The sequence below is a fragment of the Viridibacillus soli genome, from assembly GCF_016612995.1.
GTDB lineage: Bacteria > Bacillota > Bacilli > Bacillales_A > Planococcaceae > Viridibacillus > Viridibacillus soli.
In genome coordinates this window covers 25,066-31,668 of sequence record NZ_JAEOAH010000054.1, presented here as the reverse complement: position 1 = coordinate 31,668, position 6,603 = coordinate 25,066, and the positions used below count along the sequence as shown (strand labels likewise).

The following is a 6,603-nucleotide window of genomic DNA, read 5'->3' as shown; positions in this document are numbered from 1 at the left end:
CTGTCTGATCCGGTGTTCTGCGCACTTGATTTTCAAACAAGTCTGTAAGCGTCTTCCCGGTAGGATATGTTGTTTCAGCCGGGTTGAATCGTGATAAAAGATTTTTTGTTTCGGCTGTTGTCAACATGTTAACAGCTGAGATCGGCTGATCCAGATTTGTTGTAATGGACTCTAAAATTCGAATGAAGTGGTCTTTCATTCTGTCTATAGTTTCCCTTTCAAATAACTGCGTATTGTATTCAAAACCAAGCTGGAATGTTTGATGGTTTTCTTCAGCAATTAAGGTCAGATCAAACTTTGAACATTCTGGAGTATAGTCATAGCGTTTAATCTCCATTTCCGGCAAAGTTAACGGAGGCATTTCCATATTTTCCAAAACAAACATGGCAGTAAACAAAGGGTGCCGGTTCACATCTCGTGGAAGCCCAAGCTGCTGAACCAATTCCTCGAATGGGTAAGATTGATTTTCAAATGCCTCTAACACATGTTTCTTTACGTCTTCTAAGAAGGAACGTACGGAAAGAGACCCATTTGGAAAACTGCGCAAAGCCAATGTATTGACGAACATTCCAGGCATATTCTGCAGATCTATATGAGGCCGGCCAGCTACTGCTGTTCCTACGGTAATGTCTTTTTGACCGCTGTATTTGGAAAGCAAGATATTATATGTAGCTAATAAGATCATATAAATTGTCGATCCGGTTTCTGCTGCCTGTTCTTTCATTTTTTGCACTAAATCACAGTCCAAGGAGACATTAATCCGCTTTCCTGCAAATTTCGAAACTGGCGGCCGCAGATAATCATACGTAAGGTCAAGAACAGGAGCAGGTTTTTGGAATTTGTCCAGCCAGTACCTTCCCTGTTTTGCCCGGATCTCCTTCAAGAGAACTGATTGTTCCCATACTGCATAATCTTTGTACTGCAGGCCGGGCGCTTGCAACTCTTCTTCTTGATAAAGCACCATAAGCTCTTCAAGCAGAATTCCTCCTGAAACACCATCTGTAATAATGTGATGCAGATCGAAAATCAAAAGATGCTGCTTTTCATGAATTTTTAGAAGCCCGGCCCGTAGCAGCAGATCCTGCTGCAGATTAAATGGCTGGATAAAGGCATGCACTTTTTTATCAATATCTCCTTCACTGCATGTATCTATAGACAGCGCAAAAGATTCAAAACTTTGAATTTTCTGAATAAGTTCTCCATCTATCATGTCAAAGACTGTCCGAAGAACTTCATGCCGTCCCAGCAAAGACCGGAAAGCTTGTTCTATTCGTGTATAGTTAACGGTTCCTTCAATCATGAAAAGATGAGGAACGTTATAATGCACACTCTCAGGATTATACTGTGCCATTGCGAACATCCGTTTCTGAGCTGAGGAAGCAGGGTAATAAATACCTTCTTCAGCCGGCTTGATCGTACTGAATGTACTTATCTCTGATTTTTGAACGTGTTCAGTTAGGTCCCGGATAGTTCGGAAACGAAAAACATCATTTACTGGTAATGCAACATTCAGCATTTGATGAACTTTCCGCGTGAGAATGGCTGCTTGTAAAGAGTTTCCCCCCAGTACAAAGAAATCATCTAGTACACTGACAGGTTTTAGATGCAGAAGCTCCTCCCAGATGCCGGCAAGTATTTCTTCCGTTTCTCCTACCGGAGCTTCATATGCTTTCCCTGTCGGCAGAAGCAATCCATGCATCTTTAGTTCCTTCAAATCGATTTTGTCATTTTGCGTAAGTGGTATTTTCTCAATCTTTATATATATGGATGGAACCATATACAGAGGAAGACGTTCTTCAAGATATTCCCGCAGTTCAACTGAAGTAATGGGAGACGTTGCTACGACATAGGCAGCTAACCCAGCCGTATCCCCTTCTCCTTCGATAATGACTGCTGCATCTGTTACAGGAGCGTATTCTAAAAGATGTTTTTTAATTTCAGACAGGTCAATACGAATCCCCCGCAGCTGCACTTGATGATCTATGCGACCCAGTAACTGTACATCTCCATCAGGAAGCAAGCGAGCCAGATCTCCGGTTTTGTAGATTCTTTCTCCCGGCATATACGGATGATCTATGAAATACTGATCCGTTTTTTCGGAATTGTGTAAATATCCCCTGGCAAGCCCTATCCCGGATACATAAAGTTCTCCGGTTACTCCTACAGGCTGCAGATTTTTGTGCTGATCTAGGATAAACATTTGATGATTAGCAATCGGTTTTCCAATAGAAATGACAGAGGGATCTTCCAGTACTTTTGAATAGCATTTCATACTAGAGACAACAGTATTTTCGGTGGGACCATATGCATTTACATAATCTACTGTTTTTCGCCACTTATTCACGACTGGAAGCATAGAAGCCTCTCCGCCTACAGTAACTTTTTTTAGAAATGGAAGATTGTTAGGATTCATATTTGCCAGGTAGCTTGGAGAAAAACTGGCTTTTGTAATTTTGTTTTCTGCTAAATATTTTTCTGCTTCCAGGAAGTCTGCTTTTGCTTGTTTGGGTACTACATACAGAGTTGCCCCCGTAAACATCCCCATTAGAATTTCACCGATTGATGCGTCGAATGCAGCATTTAAAAAGTGCGAAACCCGATCGTCCGGAGTTATATCCATGGCTATTTCAATTTCTTTTTGCAGGTTTGTCAGCCCTTTATGCTCTACCATGACGCCTTTCGGTTCTCCGGTTGTGCCTGATGTGAAAATGACATAGGCTAAATGATTAATGGAGAGCGTGGTCTTGACCGGTTCTATTGAGCATTTATCTAAAAAGATGTATTGGTCTTCCATATGATCTTGGAGCAATCGTCCTGAATCTACGCAAAATAATGTACAGGAATAGATGGAGAGATCCTCTGTTTTTATTAATTCCCTCAGGGTAGATTCTGTTGTTAGAATCAGCTGCATACTGGAAGACTTTATAATATGTTGTTTTCGTTTTACTGGCCAATCCATGTCCATGGGAACAAAGGCAGCTCCTGCTTTCCATATGCTTAACACACTTAAAGGCCGCTCTATTACGTGCTCCATTAGGAGGCCGATCAGCTGATCCGGCTTAACCTTGTGCTGCTCTTTTAGGTAATGACCGATTTGATTTGAGCGCCCATCGAGCAGTTTATACGACATCTCCTGATACTCATCATGCAGTGCAATATGGTTGGAGTAAGCGCCCGCGCGTTCTTCAAATACCTGAGTGATGATCCGATTCTCTTCTTTTTCCCCAGCAGGATTGAACTTGTTAAAGATCACATCTTTTTCCATATATGTTAAAATATTTATATCTCGGATTAAAATATCCGGCTTTTCAATGCTTGATTTTACGGCCTGCATATAGTGCTGGGACATACGGCTGATTATTTCGTGTGAAAAGATTTTTTCGTCATAGGTAATTGTAAAGAAGATCTTGTTTTCCAAGGAAGCCGCTTTCCAGTGAAGAGCATATTCGGTTAAAGTATCGATATATAACAGCTGTCTGCAGGATATGTCGAGATTTTGCAGGCCAAGACTAAATGCAATTTTTGGTTTTTGTCTATTCTGCAGTGCTTCTATTTTCCCATTATGCTGGTTCAGTACAGATTCATTTCTTTTGGCAAAATCTATAAATTTTTCATCCCCTTGCTGCTTGCTTGCAACGGAGATCTGCCTGCTGAAATTTCCGATTGTATATCTGTAAGCTTCTGTCCGGTTATTCTGCAAGTAATCTATGATCAGTTCATCGTGAAGCGAGTATTGCGCCCATAGTTTGTGTAATGTAGAAAAGAGGAACGATTCAAGAGACAGCTTTTCCTCTTGAACATAAGTTTGAACGTTTTCCGCAAGTTCTTTACCGAATTCAAACGAAAAGCAAGAGCTGCTTGAAGCTGCGTCTAAGTTGTCTCCAGCGTAAACTGTCAGCGGGCAAACGGCATTTCCGTAAGAAGAAATTACTGCAGTTTCATCTGAAGAGTCGTCTATATAATCACTGTACGATTTTGCCGTATATGAGCAATGGTCTGATTGGTGTTTTTGCAGCAATTGATGAAATATAAGGTCAATTGCTGCTTCATCGGCAATTAAAGGGTGAACATCAATTATCACAAGGTTTTTCCCTGGGTCATCTTTTAATTCGATCAGCGCTGCACGCCATAGAGGCGGCTGTGATAGATTGAATGGCTGAATAAAAGAGTTAATACAAGACTTCCACGTAGTTTTCGTTTTGGTAAAGTAATTGATCGTAAATGGGAAGGCTGAATGTATGCTGATAGAGTGTTTAATGGGATAAGGAAAAGAGCTTCGCAAAATATCATGCGTGGTAAGCAAATCGGTCAAGCACTGTTCCACTGCTGTTGGTTTAACCTGCTTGGGGATCTCAAAGATTTTGTAAATATGACAATTCTCCAAGGTGTCCAATGATTGATTTAACATACGCTTTTGTTCATTTGATAATTCATAGGATATATATGGACTTAAATAGTTGGTCAAAAAGTTCTCTCCTTTACCTGACGGTCTTATTCTCTGACATTTGAATGGATAATGTCATTGATACAAGCTGCTACTTTTTCTGGGTGTTCAAAAAGAAAAAAGTGACCTCCTTCAAATGCATAGATCTCGCAATTTTTTGAGGTTTCCTCCGCCCACATCTTTACCTTTTCCTCAGTGAGAAAAGCATCCTCTTTTCCAATCAAAATTGAAATATCGGATTTTATCAACTCTTTTATTGATAAATATCCATAATTTTCAATTATTTTAAAATCTGCTTTCATTATAGGTAAGAAAAGATCGAGCAGCGCACTGTTTTCCAATATCCGTTCATCCATCCCTCCATAGAGTTTTACCTTTTTAATAAACTCTTGATCAGGCAGATGATGTACGATTTCCGTTACCTTGTGATTGCTGGGGGCGTCTCTTCCAGAAAAAAAGATATGTTCAGGCTGTCTTTTCCCCGTTGCTTGAATTTTTCTACATAGTTCATAAACCAAAATACTGCCCATACTGTGTCCAAAAAGATAATATGGTTCATTATCGTTCAACTGCCTAAAAACAGTTTGATAAATATCTTCTACTGCTGCATCTACATCAGGATAGAATGGATCTCTAATCCGTGATCCTCTTCCTGCCAATTCAACCGGAACTAATTCGATATGATCAGTGATGTAACGTTTCCACTGATAATAAGTATTTGCTGACCCTCCCGCATAGGGAATACAGAACATTTTTGTATTAATCATAGAAAATCTCCTTGAATTTCAATGTATATGTCTATTTTATATATTCTTGAATTATTAAATAGTTATTTTTACCTTATATTTTTACCTTATATTACATTCGATTATATTGAAAGTAACCATGTTTGTAAATGTTTTATTTAGTATTTCGGCCTATAAATTTAATTTTTAATCTAATTCCCGCATCTAAAGTCCCTATAAAACCAAGGTTTTCAGGCAGTTTGATTTGTTTAAAAAAATATTTATTTGAATCAATTTCATAAATTAGCTTTTTTAAAAGCGTAGGCTTAACCCATCATCACTAATCGTATTTATTAAAATTAAGCTACTTGTTTCAACTCGTTTAATTGTGCGTTAATGCGATCAACGACGAGTTTACTTGCATTATAAATCGGTTCGTAGTCGTAACCTACATCGAAGATCCCTTTGGTAAATTGATCGTCAATGAGCTGACGGACTTTCCTCAGTAACGGAATTGCTACTTTACTATCTGATATGTTTCCAGATGTCATCAGGCGAGCCACAATGTATTGGCTTTTCGTCGAGACAGCGCGATGTCCCTTTAAGCCATACCAGAACATGTTTTTCCCATCGCTGTTCCTTTTGATGCCCCAATTGGGTTCGATTGGCGCGTCCTGCCAAAGGGTTTATAGCGGTATATCCAGCTGATGCTTGATTTCTTTTTCATAAATAGTTTGGTTCGCTTCGTTTCCTCCCTGTTCGGCGAGCCACGCTTCATGCTCAGCCTTCGTTTTGCGTCCACGTTTATTCGGTGATGTCGGTTCTTTCTTTTCGGATGACTTCGCCGCATCACTTGATTCAAAATGCGTGGCATCGATTGCAAGCTGTTCATCTGTCAAGAAGCCTTCTGTGATGGCCGATTGAATGAGCAAAATTTGCATGAGATCAAGGACATCTGATTCACTGATGATTTGCATCATACGAGAAAAAGAAGCTTCCCATGGGACTACATCGGATAACCAAAAGCTCCAATCTAAACGGAATATAGGATCATTAACTAAACGTTTGACTAAATTCTTGATTGTGGGAATACGTTTGATATAGCGCGCGAACAACGATTGAATCATTGCGCCGTAATTTAACTCACGCGGTGCACCTTTCATTGTTTCTTTTGAAAACAACTGAAAGATCGGCTGAATGTCATAAGTGCTGAAAATCTCATCAAAACGATGAAAACTTTCCATCAAACACCATTTATGGATGTAAAAAAGACTCATTTGTTTTACAATAGTCATAAGGCATTCACTCCAGTCGGTTTAGGCTGTTTAGTCGCTACCATTATTCCGAATTTGGGGAGGTGCCTGTTTTTTATTTATTTGAAACCCTTGAACCCGAAGGGATTAGAATAATTATGAAATTAACTCATTTGTAATT

Annotated in this window: 4 protein-coding genes; all 4 read right to left on the bottom strand. The window is 39.5% G+C overall.

Annotated features, from left to right (window positions below):
- A partial coding sequence (locus JFL43_RS20760) for a non-ribosomal peptide synthetase (protein WP_200750518.1) occupies nt 1–4,465 on the bottom strand: 4,465 nt, incomplete at its 3' end.
- A gap of 26 nt (nt 4,466–4,491) precedes the next feature.
- On the bottom strand, nt 4,492–5,211 hold the full coding sequence (locus JFL43_RS20755) for a thioesterase II family protein (protein ID WP_200750517.1): 720 nt from the start codon (nt 5,209–5,211) through the stop codon (nt 4,492–4,494).
- Nucleotides 5,212–5,528: 317 nt separating this feature from the next.
- Nucleotides 5,529–5,816 (bottom strand): transposase, encoded by a 288-nt coding sequence (locus JFL43_RS20750; RefSeq protein WP_325166720.1) that lies wholly within the window; start codon nt 5,814–5,816, stop codon nt 5,529–5,531.
- A 39-nt stretch (nt 5,817–5,855) separates the two neighbouring features.
- A complete protein-coding gene (locus JFL43_RS20745) occupies nt 5,856–6,464 on the bottom strand; it encodes a transposase (RefSeq protein ID WP_200750514.1) in 609 nt (202 codons plus the stop codon).
- Nucleotides 6,465–6,603: the final 139 nt, after the last annotated feature.

Bases quoted from the DNA above. Each gene is read 5' to 3' on its own strand.
- JFL43_RS20745 (WP_200750514.1), bottom strand. From the start codon at position 6,464: ATGACTATTGTAAAACAAATGAGTCTTTTTTACATCCATAAATGGTGT.
- JFL43_RS20755 (WP_200750517.1), bottom strand. From the start codon at position 5,211: ATGATTAATACAAAAATGTTCTGTATTCCCTATGCGGGAGGGTCAGCA.